General features: G+C 71.8%; 18 protein-coding genes. 4 read left to right on the plus strand and 14 right to left on the minus strand.

Annotation, left to right across the window (positions count from 1 at the left end; all coding sequences use genetic code 11):
• Positions 1 to 39 precede the first annotated feature (39 nt).
• The gene (locus tag ACIPSJ_RS35870) at positions 40 to 747 is read left to right on the plus strand and encodes an SDR family oxidoreductase (RefSeq protein ID WP_401352136.1); all 708 of its coding nucleotides are present in this window, start codon (positions 40 to 42) and stop codon (positions 745 to 747) included.
• Positions 748 to 1,114: 367 nt separating this feature from the next.
• Here the strand turns inward: ACIPSJ_RS35870 and ACIPSJ_RS35875 are convergent, their stop codons facing one another.
• Together ACIPSJ_RS35875 and ACIPSJ_RS35880 are read right to left on the minus strand one after the other, a co-directional pair.
• Positions 1,115 to 2,125: a cyclase family protein gene (locus ACIPSJ_RS35875; protein ID WP_401352138.1), complete on the minus strand. Its 1,011-nt coding sequence runs from the start codon at positions 2,123 to 2,125 to the stop codon at positions 1,115 to 1,117.
• Positions 2,126 to 2,141: 16 nt separating this feature from the next.
• Positions 2,142 to 2,942 (minus strand): IclR family transcriptional regulator C-terminal domain-containing protein, encoded by an 801-nt coding sequence (locus ACIPSJ_RS35880; RefSeq protein WP_401352140.1) that lies wholly within the window; start codon positions 2,940 to 2,942, stop codon positions 2,142 to 2,144.
• A gap of 119 nt (positions 2,943 to 3,061) precedes the next feature.
• Between ACIPSJ_RS35880 and ACIPSJ_RS35885 the strand changes: the two genes are divergently transcribed.
• From ACIPSJ_RS35885 to ACIPSJ_RS35895, 3 genes are all read left to right on the plus strand, one after another.
• Complete coding sequence (locus ACIPSJ_RS35885; protein WP_401352143.1) at positions 3,062 to 3,871, plus strand: catechol 1,2-dioxygenase; 810 nt, start codon at positions 3,062 to 3,064, stop codon at positions 3,869 to 3,871.
• Position 3,872: 1 nt separating this feature from the next.
• Positions 3,873 to 5,018, plus strand: a complete 1,146-nt coding sequence (locus tag ACIPSJ_RS35890) for a muconate cycloisomerase family protein (RefSeq protein ID WP_401352145.1) — start codon at positions 3,873 to 3,875, stop codon at positions 5,016 to 5,018.
• A 167-nt stretch (positions 5,019 to 5,185) separates the two neighbouring features.
• Positions 5,186 to 6,631, plus strand: a complete 1,446-nt coding sequence (locus ACIPSJ_RS35895) for an aldehyde dehydrogenase (protein WP_401352148.1) — start codon at positions 5,186 to 5,188, stop codon at positions 6,629 to 6,631.
• A 59-nt stretch (positions 6,632 to 6,690) separates the two neighbouring features.
• Here the strand turns inward: ACIPSJ_RS35895 and ACIPSJ_RS35900 are convergent, their stop codons facing one another.
• From ACIPSJ_RS35900 to ACIPSJ_RS35955, 12 genes are read right to left on the minus strand one after another with little or no spacing between them, the layout of a single operon-like run.
• Positions 6,691 to 7,758 carry a maleylacetate reductase gene (locus tag ACIPSJ_RS35900; protein WP_401352151.1) on the minus strand — a complete coding sequence of 356 codons (1,068 nt, stop codon included), beginning with the start codon at positions 7,756 to 7,758 and terminating at the stop codon, positions 6,691 to 6,693.
• A gap of 29 nt (positions 7,759 to 7,787) precedes the next feature.
• On the minus strand, positions 7,788 to 8,360 hold the full coding sequence (locus tag ACIPSJ_RS35905; RefSeq protein WP_401352154.1) for a nuclear transport factor 2 family protein: 573 nt from the start codon (positions 8,358 to 8,360) through the stop codon (positions 7,788 to 7,790).
• A 10-nt stretch (positions 8,361 to 8,370) separates the two neighbouring features.
• The gene (gene catC, locus ACIPSJ_RS35910) at positions 8,371 to 8,646 is read right to left on the minus strand and encodes a muconolactone Delta-isomerase (RefSeq protein ID WP_401352157.1); all 276 of its coding nucleotides are present in this window, start codon (positions 8,644 to 8,646) and stop codon (positions 8,371 to 8,373) included.
• A gap of 29 nt (positions 8,647 to 8,675) precedes the next feature.
• Positions 8,676 to 9,533 (minus strand): catechol 1,2-dioxygenase, encoded by an 858-nt coding sequence (gene catA, locus ACIPSJ_RS35915; RefSeq protein ID WP_401352160.1) that lies wholly within the window; start codon positions 9,531 to 9,533, stop codon positions 8,676 to 8,678.
• Between the two features lie 41 nt (positions 9,534 to 9,574).
• Positions 9,575 to 10,678, minus strand: coding sequence for a mandelate racemase/muconate lactonizing enzyme family protein (locus tag ACIPSJ_RS35920; RefSeq protein ID WP_401352162.1), 1,104 nt, complete (start codon positions 10,676 to 10,678; stop codon positions 9,575 to 9,577).
• Positions 10,675 to 11,865: an amidase gene (locus ACIPSJ_RS35925; RefSeq protein WP_401352165.1), complete on the minus strand. Its 1,191-nt coding sequence runs from the start codon at positions 11,863 to 11,865 to the stop codon at positions 10,675 to 10,677. The genes ACIPSJ_RS35920 and ACIPSJ_RS35925 overlap by 4 nt, the downstream gene beginning before the upstream one ends.
• Positions 11,862 to 12,371 (minus strand): flavin reductase, encoded by a 510-nt coding sequence (locus tag ACIPSJ_RS35930; protein WP_401352168.1) that lies wholly within the window; start codon positions 12,369 to 12,371, stop codon positions 11,862 to 11,864. Before ACIPSJ_RS35930 ends, ACIPSJ_RS35925 begins: the two co-directional genes overlap by 4 nt.
• 59 nt (positions 12,372 to 12,430) lie before the next feature.
• Positions 12,431 to 13,378, minus strand: a complete 948-nt coding sequence (locus ACIPSJ_RS35935; RefSeq protein ID WP_401352170.1) for a PDR/VanB family oxidoreductase — start codon at positions 13,376 to 13,378, stop codon at positions 12,431 to 12,433.
• Positions 13,379 to 13,420: 42 nt separating this feature from the next.
• Positions 13,421 to 14,200: an SDR family NAD(P)-dependent oxidoreductase gene (locus ACIPSJ_RS35940; RefSeq protein WP_401352172.1), complete on the minus strand. Its 780-nt coding sequence runs from the start codon at positions 14,198 to 14,200 to the stop codon at positions 13,421 to 13,423.
• On the minus strand, positions 14,197 to 14,715 hold the full coding sequence (locus ACIPSJ_RS35945) for an aromatic-ring-hydroxylating dioxygenase subunit beta (protein ID WP_401352175.1): 519 nt from the start codon (positions 14,713 to 14,715) through the stop codon (positions 14,197 to 14,199). Before ACIPSJ_RS35945 ends, ACIPSJ_RS35940 begins: the two co-directional genes overlap by 4 nt.
• Positions 14,705 to 15,970, minus strand: a complete 1,266-nt coding sequence (locus ACIPSJ_RS35950; RefSeq protein ID WP_401352177.1) for a Rieske 2Fe-2S domain-containing protein — start codon at positions 15,968 to 15,970, stop codon at positions 14,705 to 14,707. Before ACIPSJ_RS35950 ends, ACIPSJ_RS35945 begins: the two co-directional genes overlap by 11 nt.
• Complete coding sequence (locus tag ACIPSJ_RS35955) at positions 15,967 to 16,326, minus strand: hypothetical protein (RefSeq protein WP_401352180.1); 360 nt, start codon at positions 16,324 to 16,326, stop codon at positions 15,967 to 15,969. The genes ACIPSJ_RS35950 and ACIPSJ_RS35955 overlap by 4 nt, the downstream gene beginning before the upstream one ends.
• Positions 16,327 to 16,336: the final 10 nt, after the last annotated feature.

Here is a 16,336-nt window from a genome sequence, read left to right on the forward strand (position 1 = left end):
GAAACCGCCGACGAATCGGCCGGACGAGACGGGGAATCCATGCGGATCCAGGGGGCAACGGCACTGGTGACCGGCGCGAACCGGGGCCTCGGGCAGGTGATGGCCCGGCTGCTCCTGCAACGCGGCGCCCACCGCGTCTACGGCGGGGCCCGTGACCCCCGGTCGGTCCGCGAACCCGGCGTGCTCCCGGTTCCCCTCGACGTCACCGATCCCGCCCAGGTAGCCGCCGCGGCCGAGACGTGCTCCGGCGTGACCTTGCTGGTCAACAACGCCGGCGTCCTCACCGACAGCCCCCTGCTGGCCGCGCCCGACCCGGACGCCGCCCGCGCCGAGATGGAGGTCAACTACTTCGGCACCCTCGCGATGTGCCGCGCCTTCGCCCCACTGCTCCACAACAACTCGCCCGGCGCCATCGTCAACGTGCTGTCCATCGCGAGCTGGCTCACCAACCCTGCGATGGGCTCCTACAGCGCCTCCAAGGCTGCCGCCTGGGCCCTCACCAACGGAATTCGCGGCGAACTCCACGACACCGGCGTCCTCGTCGTCGGCGTGCACTGCGGTTACATCGACACGGACATGGCCGCCCATGTCACCGGCCCCAAGAACCCTCCGGAAGCCATCGCCGAGCAGACCTTCGCCGCCGTCGAAGCGGGCCGGACGGAGGTCCTCGCCGACGAACGCACCCGGCAGGCCAGGGCGGCCCTGGGAGCCGTTCCCGGTGCGGCAGATTCCGTCCGGCGTCCGTAACACCCCGCGCGGGGTGGGGAACGAGATCGGGCGCAGGGACCTGGCCAAGCACCGGTGGGGAATTCCATCGGTCGCGCCCCCGATGAAGGAGAGGTCCGTCCCGACCTCGGCGAGGACGATGTCATGTCCGGCCCTGATTGACGCCGCCCGCGCATCCCCAGCCCTGTACGGGCCGGCCGTCCTGTCCGGAGGTGGGAGCATCGGCGTCGCGCAGTTCAGGAGCTCTTCCCCACCGGCCGAGTCGGTAATCGCCACCGACACCCACCAGCGGTTCACTTCAGCCTCGTCACCGCACTCGGCAACAGCAAGCCCTCAGGACCCGGCTGACCATCCTGGAGACCGTCTCCGCCCTCGGCTGAGCCGCACGTCAGCGCAGTGCGATCGCGTTGGCGGGTGATCCCACGCCACCGACGATCGACAGCGGCGCGGCGGTGAGGAGGAGGGACCAGCGGCCGTCGGCGGCACAGGCCGCGGCCAGGGCGTCGAGGTCCCAGAGCTCGCCGAGCGGCATGCCGAGCAGGCCGATCAGCGCCCGGTGCATGATGCCGGAGTGCGGATCGCGGTGGCCGTCCTCGCGTTCGGCGCGGGTGAGGAACGGGCTGTCGGATCTGGCCGGCCAGCACTCGAAGGCGAAGTTGTCCGCCGCGGCGAGGCTCACGCGCCGGTCCCACAGCCAGGCGAGGACGTCGTGCGACTGGTCGAGGCCGGGGTGCACCAGGGTGTGCCTCAGGTTGGCGCGGGTCTCCTCGGTCGCCGTCTCGCGGTACCAGGTCAGCCAGCCGAACCGGATCAGCACGATGTCGCCGGGGTGAAGGGTCGTACCCTGTGCAGCCCGCGTGTTCTCCAGGTCCTCGGCGGTGACGGCCTGGCCGCCCTCCTGGTCCAGCGGACGCCCCGCCTGCCGGAGGAACCGGTCGACGTCGAGCAGCACGGCGCGGCCCGCGATCGGCACCGCGGCGAGGTGATGGATGCTCAGCAGGCCGTCGCCGGGGGTGAGGCGGGCCGGGTCGGCGCCGTTGTAGAAGCCGTGTTCCGGGTGCGCGATGTGGCGCAGGCCGTCGAGCTGGGAGCCGTACTGCGGGTAGAAGCGGTCGAGCCACTCGTCGCGGTGGAAGGGGGTCCGCTCGAAGATGTGGTGCTCCGCGGGGCTGCGCGTCGGGGCCAGTGAGGTGGAGAGCGCCGTGGACGGCAGGTCCAGGGAGAACGCCTCACCCGTGCGGACCTCGGCCGCGGCGGCGGGCAGTGAGTTGAGCCGCAGCAGATTCAGGGTGCCGAGCTGGTCGTCCGTTCCGAACAGGTGCCAGCTGGACCCGGGAGGGCCGTCGGTGCGGGCGAGCAGCTGCTCGTAGGTCGGCAGATCACTCAGGTCGGGTGTCACGTTCACCAACTCCGGTTCATGCGGGCGGATGTGGATCCGTGACGGGCGTCCGGCCGCCGCCGATGGCCTCGCTGATCCGCCGGGCGGCGCTCAGCAGGGGCGGCAGCAGCTCGTCGACGAGCCGGTCCATCGAGCACTCGACGGTCCCGCAGGACAGGGCGAGCGCGGCGACGACCCGGCCGTCGGCGTCGACGACGGGCGCGGCGGCGGACCGTCGGCCGATCTCCAGCTCCTGGTCGACGGCGTCCCAGCCGCGCCGCCGGACGAGTCCGAGACGGGCGCGCAGCGGCTCCGCCTCGGTGACCGTCCGGTCGGTGAGCGCCGCACGCGGCGTTCCGGCCAGGTACTGCTCCAGCCCGGCCGGTGCCAGGTCGGCCAGCAGGACGTGCCCCATGGAGGTCGCGTGCGCCGGAAGCCGGGTCCCCACGGCGAGATTGATGCTGGTGACCCGCTGCCGTTGCACACGGTCGACGTAGACGACGTCCGCGCCGTCGAGGGCGGCGAGCGAGGTTCCGATGCCCAGCTCGTCGGTGAGGGACTCCATGATCGGGCGGGCCACGTCCGTGAGCCGCACCGACGACAGGTAGGCGTACCCCAGGCCGAGCACCTTGGGCGTGAGCGCGTACAGGTTGTCCTCGCCGCGCGCGTAGCCGAGGTGCTCCAGGGTGAGCAGGATGCGCCGGACCGTCGGCTTGGTCAGCCCGGTCAGTGCCGCCAGTTCACCCAGTCCGAGCCGGGGTCCCCGGCCGGAGAACGCTGCGATCACCGACAGGCCTCGTTCCAGGGTCTGCAGGTGGTCGCGCCGCTCGTCTGCCATGCCCACTCCTTGACAACCACGTATCCACACGGTGACGCTGACAGCGTTCGCAATGCATGTCAACCGTACGCATAGCGTACACCACTCTGGGGCGGGTCGCCCCAGGAAGGTGAGACCCCATGAGCAACGAACGCGCCCGTCTCCTCGTCGAGGACTTCGAGAAGACCGTCGTCGAGTTCATCCGCCGGCACGGCGTCACCCACGACGAGTACCGGGTGGCCACCGACTTCGTCATCAGCGAGGTGCGGGCGGGCGAGGCCAGCCTCGCCTTCGACGTCCTCTTCGAGGCGGAGGCGACCGACAACGCCAACCAGGGCCGGAAGGGCAGCATCGAGGCGATCGAAGGGCCCTTCTACCTCCCCGGCGCGCCGCTGCTGGAGGGGCCCCGGTCCGTGATGCCGCAGCGGTCCGACGAGCGGGGCATCCCGCTGGTCTTCCACGGCCGGATCACCACGACCGACGGAGAACCGCTGGCCGGCGTGGAACTCGACATGTGGCACGCGGACGCGGAGGGCAAGTACTCCCAGATCCACCCGGGCATCCCCGACTGGAACCTGCGCGGACGCTTCACCAGCGAAGCCGACGGCACCTTCGTGGTCACGACGATCGCGCCGCCGCCGTACGAGATCCCCAAGGACGGGCCCACCGGCCGGCTCCTTTCGGTGCTCGGCAGGCACTGCTTCCGGCCCGCCCACCTGCATGTCAAGCTCCGGCACCCGTACTTCGGGGAGCGGACGTCCCAGCTCTACTTCGAGGAGGGCGAGTACCTGGAGAGCGATGTCGCGAACGCCGTGCGGGACGGCCTGGTCCTCAGGCCCGTGCTGGTCGAGGCGCCGGACCGGATCAAGGCCCACGGCCTGACGGAGAGCTTCGTCGACGCGCGCTACGACTTCGTGATGTCGCCGGCGCGCGCCGCGTCGGGAGTGTGACATGCCGGCGAGTCCGCGGCGGGACCGGCCCGCCCTTCCCGTCACCGCCGTCGAGACGACGGTCCTCGACATCCCGCTGCGCCGGCCGCACCGGTTCTCGGTGGCCACCATGGACACGCAGGGCGTCCTGCTGGTCCGGCTGACCACCGCGGACGGGATCACCGGCTGGGGCGAGGGCGTCGTCCCGGGCGGGCCGTGGTGGGGAGGCGAGTCGATCGAGGGCATGCAGGCGCTCGTCGAGCGTCACCTCGGCCCCCTGCTCGTCGGCGAGGACGCGTTGCGGGTGGATCGTCTCGGGCGCCGTCTGGACAGACTCGTCTCGGGGGCGCCGTTCGCCAAGTCCGCCGTGGAGATGGCCCTTTGGGACGTCGCCGGGCGGGCCCTGGGCGTCCCGGTGTACCAACTCCTCGGCGGTGTGCACCGTACGACGCTGCCGGTCACCTGGGCGCTCGGCGCGGAACCGGCCGGCGTGGTCGTCGAAGAGGCCCTGTCCAGGATCGAGGACGGCTCCCACCGCTCCCTCAAGCTGAAGATGGGGGCGCTCCCCCCGCCGGAGGACGTCGCCCGGATCGCGGAGATCGCCGACGCCCTGGCCGGCCGCGCGCCCCTCGCCGTCGACCTCAACGGCGCGTGGGACGAGCGGACCGCCCGGCGCCGGCTGCCCGCACTCGCCGCGGCGGGGATCAGCCTGGTCGAACAGCCCCTGCCGGCGGCCGACGTCTCCGGCGCGGCCCGCCTGCGCGCCGGTACGACGGCCGCGCTCATGGCGGACGAGTCGCTCCGGACGCCCGCGGACGCGCTGCGTCTGGTGACCGAACACGCGGCGGACGTGTTCGCCCTGAAGATCGCCAAGAGCGGCGGCCTGTCCACCGTGCGGCGGATCGCCGCCGTCGCCGAGGCCGCCGGCATCTCCTGCTACGGCGGTACGACGATCGAGACGTCGCTCGGCACGGCGGCGGCCACCCACCTGTTCTGCGCCACCGCGTCCCTGACGGCGGGCACCGAGCTGTTCGGTCCGCTCCTGCTCGCGGACGACATCGTGGAGAACCCGGTGTCCTACGCCGACGGCGAGCTGCTCCTCGGCGACGGACCGGGCTTCGGGGTCACGGTCGACGAGGCGAAGGTGGCGAAGTACGCACGTAGGTGACGCCGTATGCCGGGCCGGCGAACGCCACAGGCCGGGCGGGCGAGGCCGTGCATGTGCTGGTGGCTGCCCGTGCACCCAGCGGCACCTTCCCGGCGGCGGTTGGCGCGAAGGTCGTGGGAGTCCCGTACCGACACCGGAGCGGGCGCCGGATCGCCAGGAGAGTACCGATGGACCATCGCCACGAGCACCTCTACATCGGCGGGGAGTGGGTGCGCCCCTCCTCCAGCCGCGTCATCAGCCCGGTCAACCCGAGCACGGAAGCCGTGCTCGGCAGTGTGCCGGAGGCGCTGGAAGCGGACGTGGACACCGCGGTCGGCGCGGCGCGCCGGGCGTTCGACGAGCCGGGCGGCTGGGCGAGTTGGGAGCCGGAGCGCCGGGCCGACGTGATGGAACGGTTCGCCGCCGAACTGGAGGCACGGGCCGAGCGCATCGCCCGGCTGGTCAGCGGCCAGAACGGCATGCCGGTCGCCATGTCCCGGCAGCTGGAGGTGGGTTATCCGACCGCGGTGCTGCGCTACTACGCCGGTCTTGCCCGTACGACGGAGTTCTCCGAGGTCCGTTCCGGGCTCCTCGGCGGCTCGATCGAGGTGCGCCGGACGCCGGTGGGCGTCATCGCGGCGATCGTCCCGTGGAACTACCCGCAGGTCCTGTCCATGTTCAAGATCGCACCGGCGATGGCGACCGGCTGCACGGTGGTGCTGAAGCCCTCCCCCGAGGCGGTGCTCGACTCGTTCGTGGTCTCGGAGGCGGCCGAGGTCGCCGGTGTCCCGGCCGGGGTGCTCAACATCGTGCCGGGCGGCCGGGAGGCGGGTGCCCACCTCGTCTCGCACCCGGGCGTGGACAAGGTCGCGTTCACCGGCTCCACGGCGGCCGGCCGGGCCATCGCCGAGACCTGCGGGCGGCTGCTGCGGCCGGTCACGCTGGAACTCGGCGGCAAGTCGGCCGGCATCGTCCTGGACGACGCCGACCTGGACCCGGCGAAGATCGGGCAGGACCTGGTGGCCGCGACCCTGACCAACAACGGCCAGACCTGCTTCCTCAGCACCCGCATCCTGGCCCCGCGCAGCCGCTACACCGAGGTCGTCGACCTGTTCACCGCGCTGGCCGGCAGCCTGCCCGTCGGTGACGCACTCGACGAGAACACCCTCATCGGCCCCATGGCCACCGCCCAGCAGCGGGACCGGGTGGAGCGCTACATCGCGAAGGGCGTCAGCGAAGGAGCCCGCCTCACCACCGGCGGCGGCCGTCCCGCCGGCCTGGATCAGGGGTGGTTCGTGGAGCCCACGGTCTTCGCGGACGTCGACAACCGGTCCGTCGTCGCGCAGGAGGAGATCTTCGGCCCGGTGCTGTGCGTGCTGCCGTACGACGACGTCGACGACGCCGTGCGGATCGCCAACGACTCCGACTACGGCCTCGGCGGCACCGTGTGGACCTCGGACCCGGACCGCGGTGCGGGCGTCGCGCGCCGCGTGCTCACCGGCACGATCGGCGTGAACCGCTACCTGCCCGACCCGGTGGCGCCCTTCGGCGGTGTCAAGGGCAGCGGCCTCGGCACCGAACTCGGCCCGGAGGGACTGGAGTCGTACCTGCGGACGCAGTCGCTGTACCGCTGACGCGCACCACGAGGGCGGCCGGGAGGAGCAACTCCTCCCGGCCGCCCTCGTGTCGGGGTTCAACCGCTGATCGGGCGCTCCCCTCGGACCGCCCGCTCCAGCAGACCGGTCAGCTCCTCGGCGGTGGGGGTCCGCGGGTTGGCGTAGGGCGCTGCCACGACCTGGCGGACCGCCTCCTGGATGTTCTCCTCGCCCATGCCGATCTCGGACAGGGACGTGGGTGCCCCCAGGCTCCGTGCCAGGTCCCGGAGCGCGGTCGCCGGGTCGCGGGTGCCCAGCACGCGCTCCATGGCCATGGCCGCTCCGGGGGCGGCGGGAGCGTTGTAGGCGAGGACGTGCGGCAGTACGACCGTGTGCACCTCTGCGTGCGGCAGGTCGAAGGTGCCGCCCAGGACATGGCAGAGCTTGTGGTGCAGCGACATCGTCGTGGCGCCCAGGACCGACCCGCACAGCCAGGACCCGTACAGGGCCCGGGTGCGGGCCTCGATGTCCGCGCCGTCCTCGGCGATCCGGGGCAGCGCCTCGACCAGGGCCTGTGCCCCCTCCCGCGCCAGCAGCGAGACGACCGGCGAGGCGTCCGGGGCGTAGAGTCCCTCCACCGCGTGGGCGAGTGCGTTGAAGCCGCTGGTCACCGAGAGGGCGGTGGGCAGGGTGAGGGTCAGCTCCGGGTCGTAGACGACGCTGCGCGGCAGGACGGCGGCATCGCGTCCGGTGCGTTTGACGCCGTCCTCGGTCAGGCCCCAGATCGGGGTCATCTCCGAGCCCGCGTAGGTGGTGGGTACGGCGATGACCGGCAGCCGGTGCTTCAGGGCGACGGCCTTGCCGAGGCCGACGGCGGAGCCGCCGCCGACCGCCACACAGCCGTCCGCGTCCAGTCGGCGCGCGGTCGCCCAGGCCGCCTCGGCCGTCTCGGCGGGCACGTGCATCCGGGCCTCCTGGAACACCCCGGCCGTGTGCCGCCCGAGGGCGTCGGTGACGAGCCGGACGTGCTCCTCCTGGCCGGGGGTGGCCAGCACCAGGACCCGTTCCAGGCCCAGCCGTTCGGCCTCCTCTCCCAGCACGGCCAGCCGGCCCGCGCCGAAGGCGACGCGCATCGGCAGCGCCTGGTAGGTGAACTCGTTCCACATGGGGTGAACTCCTGTGTACGCGCGAAGCGTTACGGCCGCATCAGCACCGACGCCGAGGGGAAGCTCTCGGCGAAGTGCGTCGGCAGCGGGGTGATGAAGACGTTCTCGGTGCGGGTGCGGGTGATCTTCCAGACGCCGTCGATCCGGCGGAAGGCGTTGTTGAGCCGGCTCGACCGCAGCAGGGACCTGCCGTCGGAGAAGAGCCAGGGCTGCATGTGGATCCACTGGCCGGTCGCCTCGTCGCCGTCGACGTGGATCTGCTCGGAGGTGAGGTAGTGCGCGTTGAGCAGCAGCGCCGGATCCTGCTTCTGCCCCCAGAAGCCCTCGAAGTGGGTGCGGATCGCGGCGGCGCCCTCGGCCCGGCCGAACTGGTTGTCGTAGTACTCGCCGACGCCCTCCCAGACGGCGTCCTCGGCGTAGAGGTCCATGATCAGGTCGATGCGGTGGCTGTCGTCCCGGACGCCGAACTCCGGGCAGGGTGTGTCGCACAGGAACATGTAGCGCGCCTGGAGGCGGCGGATCTCGGCTTCGGACTCCAGGACCTCGACTCGGCGGGCCAGTGCGGCGAACGTGGCTGGTGTGGCTTCTTCGGTGGTCGTCATGGGGGTTCCTTCACAGGGCCGACGGGTGCTGGGCCAGCGGGGTCACGGTGACCGTCAGGTAGGGGAAGAGCGGCAGGCCCCAGAGGACCTCGTTGAGCCGGTCGTTGTCGGCGACGTCGAAGACGCTGAGGTTGGCGTACTGACCGGCGCAGCGCCACAGGTGCAGCCACTCCCCGGCATGCTGGAGCTGCTGCGCGTACTCCTTCTCGGCTGCGAGCGTTGCCGCACGGACCTCGGGGTCCATGTCGGACGGCAGGTTCACGGTCATCTGGACGGCGAAGAGCACGACCGGCTCCCCTTCTTCTGCACGTGCGGTCAGGAGGCCGGGGCGAGGACGAAGTCGTAGGTGACCTCGTTGCGGCCGTCGGCGACCTGCTGGGGGTCGAGGACCAGCTCCGGCTTGACCGCGGAGGCCACGTCGTCCCCTATGTGCTCGCCGTTCTTGAAGTACAGCTGCGTGGTCAGCGACTCGTGGCCCGGGGCCGACACCTTGAGGTGGAGGTGGGCGGGGCGCCAGGCGTGCCAGCCCGCGGCGGCGATGAGCCGGCCGCAGGAGCCGTCGGTGGGGATCTGGTAGGGGGCGGGCTGGACGGTGGTCACCGCGAACCGGCCCTCGGCGTCGGCCACCACGCTGCCCCGCAGGTTCCACTCCGGGATGCCGGGCGCGAACTGGGCGTAGAACCCGGCGTCGTCGGCCTGCCACATCTCCAGCAGCGCACCGGCGATCGGCGCGCCCGAGACGTCGGTGACCTGGCCCTGGAAGAGCAGCCGGGTGCCGGGCTCGTCCTCGCGCATCGGCAGGGTGGTGACGCCGGGCAGCGTCGGGGCGCCCGGAGCGTAGTACGGGCCCTCGATGGTCCCCTTGCTGCCCTCTCGGCCGGCGTGGGCGACCTCTTCGACGACGTGCTCGACCCACACGTCCAGGAAGAGCGGCCACTCGCCGTCCTGGCCGACGGCGATCAGCCAGGACTTGAGGACGTTGTACTCGTCGTACGTCACCTCGTGGCGGCGGATCACGTCGTGCAGGGCGGTGATGACCTCGGTGGCCAGGGTGTTGACGCGCGCGGTGTCGGCTGCGGCCGTCGCGGGTGTGCCGGTCTTGTCGGCGAGGAAGCGCTGGGTGGCCGAGGCGCCGGATGCGGCGGCGGTGGCCTTGAGCGTGGTGTCGGTCATGATGTGCGGCTCCTTCGGAGGGAGTTCCCGTGCGGGGCTGGTCAGTCGTCCTGGCGGTAGCGGGACAGCTTGTCCTCGTCGATCGCGACACCCAGGCCGGGCCGGTCGCCCACGGCGAGCGTGCCGCCGCTGATGACCAGCTGCTCGGTGAGCAGGTCGTCGCTCATGTCGAGGAAGTTGGAGAGTTCGCCGGCCCGGCGGGACGAGGCGGCGTGGGCGGCGCCGAAGGCCGCGGTGCACACGGTGCCCAGCTGGCCGTCGACCTGGTTGCCCATGACGACGTCCACGCCCATCCCCTCGCACTGGAACAGCACGCGCTGGGACCCGGTGAAGCCGGTGCGGGCCGTCTTGATGCTGATGGCGGTGGCCGCGCCGTCCAGGAGGGAGCGGGTCACCTCGGCGGGCGTGGTGGCGGACTCGTCGGCGACGAAGGGGACGGGGCTGCGCGCCACGAGCCACCTGCGTCCGAGCACGTCGTCGGCGGGGCACAGCTCCTCGGCGAGGGTGATCCCGAGGGGGTCGAGTTCGCGCAGGGCCGCGGCCGACTCCGCCGCGGTCCAGCCCCGGTTGCCGTCGACGTACAACTCGGCCTCGTCGCCGAGGGTTTCCCGCAGGATCCGGCACACGTCCAGGTCGAGCCGTACCGGGCGGCGGCCGACCTTCACCTTGAACACGGTGATGCCGTAGGTGTCGCGCATCCGCTCCGCCTCGGCGGCCATCCGCTCCGGTGCGTCGAAGCCGAGCATGTGGCTGACGCGCATCCGGTCGGTCCAGCCGCCCAGCAGCCGGGTGACCGGCTGCCCCAGGGCCTGGCCCGTGATGTCCCAGAGCGCCATGTCGATCGCGGACTTGGCGGCCGGGTTGCCGACGGTGCGGTGCAGCCGGGCCCGGACCTGCTCGCGGGTGAACACGTCCGTTCCGGTGAGCTGCGGGGCGAAGACCGTCTCGATCACGCCGATCACGGACGCCTGGGTCTCGCCGTAGGTGTAGGGGCGGGGTACCGCGTCGGCGGCGCCGGTCAGCCCTTCGTCCGTGTGGACGCGCACGAGGACGTGTTCGGCGACGTGCACCTCGCCGCTGGCGAACTTCACCGGCCTGGCGTAGGGGATCGCGTACGGGACGGTCTCGATCCTGGTGATCTTCATCCCGCGCTCTCCTCGACGACCCTCTCGGTGTGCCGGGCGATGCCGAGCAGTCGGCCCACGCGGCCGGGGTGGCCGATGAGCTGGAGGCCCAGCGGCAGGCCGTTCTGGTCGCGGTGGCCGGGGACGGTGACCACGGGCAGGCCGAGCAACTGCCAGGGGCGGCTGAGGATCGGTGTGCCGGTGGCGCCGAGTCCGTGCGGGGCGGGGCCGGGGGCGGCGGGGCCGAGGATGGCGTCGACGTCTTCGAGTACGTCGAGGATCCGGGCGCGGGCCGAACTCCTGAGGGCCAGTGCGGCTTCGTAGTCGGCCGTGGGGGTGTCGCGACCGCGCCGGATGAGGTCGTTGAGGTGGTCGCTCAGGGATTCGGGGTGCTCCGCCTCGGGGGCGAGGGCGCGTGCGGCCTCGTACGCCATGACGGTGGCGTGGGTCTCGGCGAGCAGCGGTGTGCGGGCCTGGTCGCCGAGTTCGCCGGCGGCGAGAGCTTGCCCGGTACGCCGTAGTGCTTCGAGCATCTCCGGGGCGACTTCGGTGAGTTCGGTGCCGGGCCAGAGCAACACCCTCGGCGCTGCCGGCGGATCTTCGGTCCGCGTGCCGTCGACGGCCTCGATCACTGAGGCAAGGTCAGCGACGTGGGCGGCGAGCAGCCCCGGGGCGTCGAGGGTCTCGCTGAGTCCGGCGAAGCCCGTGGTGGGCCAGGCGCCGACGGGGGCGACGTACCCGGCGACACCGCAGAAGGACGCGGGCCGGGTCAGCGAGCCCGCCGTCTGCGAGCCGAGCGCGAGGGGGACCACACCGGCCGCGACGGCGGCGGCGGAGCCGCTGGAGGAACCGCCCGGGGTGTGGTGGACGTTGTGCGGGTTGCGGGTCGGGCCGGGCTGGAAGTACGCGAACTCCGTGGTGACGGTCTTGCCGAGCGGTACGGCACCCGCCCGGCGCAGCCGGTCCACCAGCCAGGCGTCGGCCGCGGCGATCCGCCCGCGGCGCAGCGGGGAGCCGCACTCGGTGGGCAGGCCGGTCACGTCGATGATGTCCTTGACGCCGAACGGCATGCCCCGGAGCGGTCCTTCGGGTGCCCGCCCGGCCGCCGCGCGGGCACCGTCGGCGTCGACGCGGACCCAGGCGTGGATCTCGGGTTCGGTCTTCGCCAGCCGGCGCAGTGCCTCCTCGACGGCGTCGGGGCCCCTCACGAGACGGCTTCCGGGAACGTCGTGGCGTCGAGGCGGTGGAAGGCCCGGTTGTAGTAGACGAGGCTCTGGCCGCCCGAGCGGGTGCGGAGCTGCTCGACACCCACGAAGAGCACGCTGTGGGAGCCCCTCGGGACGGCGTCCTTGATGGTGCCGACGGCCGTGACCAGGGCGTCCTTGAGGACCGGCACATCGTGGGAGTGGTCCCAGATGTCCCAGGTGAAGCGCTCGGCCATGGGCACCTTCGTGGCCCCGGCGAAGTGCATCGCCAGTTCCTGCTGTTCGCCGCCGAGGACGTTCACGCACACCCGGCCGTTGGCCTGGAAGACGTCGTGCATGGCGCTGGAGCGGTTGACGCAGACGAGCAGGGTGGGCGGGTCGTCGGTGACCGAGCAGACGGCACTGAGGGTGATGCCGCAGCGGCCGTTCGGGCCGTTCGTCGTCAGGATGTTGACGGCCGCCGGGAGATGCGCCATGGCCTCCCGGAACTCGGCCTGGTCGGGATTCATGGCGGTTCCTTTCCTCTCCTGTTTCGGTCGGGTCTCGTCCTGGTTCCTTCGGCTCTCGCTCACCACAGCTCCACCACCAGCCGGGGTGACTTCGCGCGCGAGACACAGGCGGCGATCTGGTCGCCGGCCGCCTTCTCCTTGGCGGTCAGGCAGTGGTCGCGGTGGTCGGGTTCGCCCTCGATCACCCGCAGGACGCAGGTTCCGCAGATGCCTTCGCGGCAGGAGGTGTCGAGGGGGACGCCGTTCTCCTCCAGCACCTCGGCGATGCTCTTGTCCGGCGGCACGGTGTAGACCTCGCCGGTCTCCAGTGCGACCTCGAAGCTCGCGCCGCCGACCGGGAGTTCACCGGCCTGGAACAGCTCGCGGTGGACGTGGTCCGCGGGCAGCGCCCGGGGCGCGAGGGCGGCGACCTGGTCCATGAAGCTCTGCGGGCCGCAGGTGTAGACGTGCGCGTCGGCCGGGAGCGCGGCCAGTTCCGCGGCGAGCAGCTCGGCGGCGGCCTCGCGGCCGAGACCGAAGTGGAAGACGGCACGGTCCGCGAAGGCGCTGCGCTCGATCAGTTCGGCGAAGGCCGCTTCGGCCCGGCCGCGTGCCACGTAGTGCAACCTGAACTCCGCGCCACGGGCGTGGAGTTCGTACGCCATCGCCAGCAGCGGGGTGATGCCGACCCCGGCGGCCACCAGGTGGTGCTGCCCCGCCTCCTCGGCCAGGCCGAGGAGTTGCCGGGGGGCACCGACAGTCAGCCGTGTGCCCGGCTCGACCTTGTCGTGCAGGGCCTGGGAGCCGCCCCGGGAGTTCTCGTCGCGCTTGACCGCGACGGTGTACGCGCCGGTGTCCTCCGGTGGGCCGCACAGCGAGTACGGGCGGGTGATCCCGGTGGGTCCGGTCACGTCGACGTGCGCGCCCGCCGGGTACGGGGGCAGGGGCGTGCCGTCGGTGGAGACGAGCCGGAGGACCTTGATGGTGTCCGTTTCGTCGGTGATCTCGGTGACGGTGACAGGGAACATCGGTCCGCCTTCGCGTTCATGAGGGTGGAGCTGACCGCAGCGTCAGCGCATGTACAGGCCGCCGTTGGCGTCCCAGCAGGCTCCGGTCACCGCGTCCGCGTGCTCGGCCGCGAGCAGCAGGCACATGTCGGCGATGAACCCGGGGCGGCCGAGCCGGCCCACCGGGATCGACGCCTCGATCTGCGCGAGCCGGTCGGGGGTGACCGATTCCCGGACCACCGGAAGGTCCTGCGGTCCCGGCGAGACCGCGTTCACCGTCACCCCGTGCGGGCCGAGTTCGCGGGCGAACACCTTGGTCAGCGTCGCCACCCCGCCCTTGGCCGCCGCGTAGTGGGCGCCCGTCGCCGTACCGCCGTTCTGGCCGGCCAGCGAGCCGACGTTGACGATCCGTCCGTAGCCGCGTTCGGCGAAGTACGCGCCGAAGACCTGGCAGCCGAGGAACGGGCCGTCGAGGTTGGTCCGCACGACCGCGTCGAAGCTCTCGGGGCTGATGTCCATCAGCGGCTCGACCTTGGAGTGTCCGGCGTTGTTGACCAGGACGTGGACCGCGCCCCAGCGCTCGACGAGCCGGTCGCGCACCCGGACGAAGGCGTCCTTGTCCCGGACGTCCAGGGCGAGACCGACCGCGTTCTTCCCGGTGGGGTCGAGTGCGGCGGCCTCCTTGGCGGCGGCCTCCTCGTCGAGGTCGGTCAGCGCCACCCGGTAGCCGCGGTCGAAGAAGCGCCCGGCGATGCAGGACCCGAGGCCCCCCGCCGCGCCGGTCACCAGCACGACCCGGTGGGTGTCGTCCTCCCAGGTCGCTCCGAATCCCTGCGGGCTCACAGCAGGAACCCCGATGCCGTGACCGCCTCGTCGGAGTTGACGAGCCGCACGACCTTCCGGGAGATACGGGGCCCGTCCGCGCCGAACACGATCCGGTGGGTGACGTCGGCGGCGAGGACGAAGGTCTCCTCGCGCTTGTAGCCGACCAGGATCTGCGCCGCGCAGACCTCGATCGCGTCGTCCTCGCGGCCGGTGACCACGAAACGGGACACGGAGCGGACCGTACGGGCGGCCGCCGATGCCGAGATCGAGAAACCTCCGGTGAGGCGCTCGACGCGCATCCGGCGCATCCGGTCGTCGTCGTAGACCAGGTTGAGGGCGGAGGCGAAGTCGGTGGTCTCCCGGTCGATGGGGACGACGTACTCGCCGCCCTCGGCCCAGAGCCCGTCCCACTCCGCGTAGCGGCGGGCGTCGAGCAGGTGGGCCTCGCGCCAGATCAGGGAGACCGCGGCGAGTGCACGCGGGTCGTCCAGCGGGAGCTCGGCAACGGCCGGGCCGAGAGCCTCAGTTGTCATCGGTCATCATCCTCTTCCACATCGCGTACGCCTCCCGCATCCCGGTCTCGTCGGTCGCGTGGGAGGTGGGCTGTCCCAGGTCGTCGGGCTTCTCGCGGCCGAGGCCGCGGTTGACGAGGATCGGCAGGTCGGCCCCGCCGGCCACGCCGCGCTGGACGCGGTTCCACGCCTCGGCGTCGTCGGGGCTGCCGAATCCGAACGGGCCCTGGAAGTGCTCGTGGATGCGCAGCCGTTCGCGGTTGACGATCTCCGGGCCGCCGTCCAGGCCGAGCGCCATGTGCCGGATCTCCGTCTCCCCGACCGAGACCGGCCGCAGCACGCGGAAGAAGGCCATCGACATCGCGACGTTCGGGAACAGGTTGAGGTTGAAGCCCACGCCGTGCATGGCGCGCACGATGCGCCGGACCTGCTCGGGGGGCAGGTCCTTCGACAGTTCCTCGACGATGTGGGCGAAGCGGTCCTGGAGTTTCTCCGTGCCGTCGTCCGCGTCGAAGTCGACGTGGTCGGCGACGCCGACGGCGACGCTGTGACCGTTGCCGAGGGCATGGGTGACCGCGCTCTCGTCGGTCATGATCGACAGCATGCTCGCGGTCTCGGCGTCGACCGACGCCATCCAGGAGCGGTGCACGATCGGGAAGTGGTACCAGTCGGTGGTGTTCTCCAGCTGGATCTTCCAGTTGCCGTTGAACCGGAACCTGTGCTCGCCCTGCACCTTGACCGGGTAGCCGGCGCCCTGCTTCATGAAGCGGTCGATCCACAGGCGGGCCCCGCCGAGGAAGTCCTCCAGCGGCTCGATGTCCGGGTTGAAGCTGGCGAAGATCATGCCCCCGTACGTGCCGACCTTCAGGCGCAGCAGCGGCAGATCCTTCTTCTCCAGGACGTCCTCGTAGCCCTCCGGGTACGGGATGCCGCGCAGCGCGCCGTCCAGGGAGTACGACCACGCGTGGTACGGGCAGGTGAAGCCGTTGCCGTTGCCCTTGAGGGTCTCGCAGACGCTGGCGCCGCGGTGGCGGCAGCGGTTGAGCAGGACGTTGATGGAGCCGCGGCGGTCGCGGGTGACGATGACCGGGCGACGGCCCACCCAAGTGGTCCTGAAGTCACCGGCCTTGGGGATCTCGCTCTCGTGGGCGACCCACACCCAGGTGCGGTGGAAGATGCGGTCCATCTCGGACTCGAAGAGAGCCGGGTCGGTGTAGAGGGAGCCGGCGACGCGGTCGGACTGCACCAGGGAGGAGACCTCGGGGATCGTGGTCATCGGGCCACCTCCGGTTCGGGCAGCGGGCGGCCGACGCGCGCCTCGATCTTCATGTAGCGCCACAGTCCGTACTCGCCGACCTGGACGGTCCGGAAGAGGTTGCAGGCCGCGGCGACCGTGGGCTGGTCGACGACGTCGGCGAGGACGTAGCAGGTCCAGGGCCAGGAGTCGGAGGGGCCGACCATGTGCTGGTCGTCGTCGATGGTGCCGAGGACGGTCACGCCGGGCAGTTCGTACAGCTGCTTCAGCATGGTGACGGTGCCGTCCCAGACCGCCTTGCCCTGGCCGGTGGGCAGGTCGAAGAAGTTCTGGTTGACGCCGATGCAGAACAGCACCCTCAGTGGTGCGTCGGACATGGGGTTCCTG

This window comes from Streptomyces sp. NPDC090088 (assembly GCF_044747345.1).
Lineage (GTDB): Bacteria > Actinomycetota > Actinomycetes > Streptomycetales > Streptomycetaceae > Streptomyces.